General features: G+C 69.4%; 1 pseudogene. It reads left to right on the plus strand.

The features are described from left to right. A pseudogene (locus KVT38_RS34015) lies at positions 1–201 on the plus strand (hypothetical protein); the annotation flags it as partial. Positions 202–245 lie beyond the last annotated feature (44 nt).

Consider the following 245-nt stretch of genomic DNA (forward strand, 5'->3'; position numbering starts at 1 on the left):
ACGTTCGCCTCCGTCAAGGACGACAGCTTCCTGACGGGCGGTACGGGCGACGTCGTGCATGCGGGGATACGGCGGGCAGTGGCCGCCGTGCCGCAGAACGCTGCCGTCGTGAAGCTGGCGGCCGAACCCGTCGTCGGCGCGCTGTGGATGCCGTTCGTGGCGGCCGGCCCACTTCCTGTGTCGGCGCGGGAGACGCTGTAGGTCGCGGCGTAACTCGGAGCGATCTGGACTATTGACCCGGAAGG

Source organism: Cohnella sp. GbtcB17 (assembly GCF_019091135.1).
In the GTDB taxonomy this organism is placed as follows: domain Bacteria; phylum Bacillota; class Bacilli; order Paenibacillales; family Paenibacillaceae; genus Cohnella.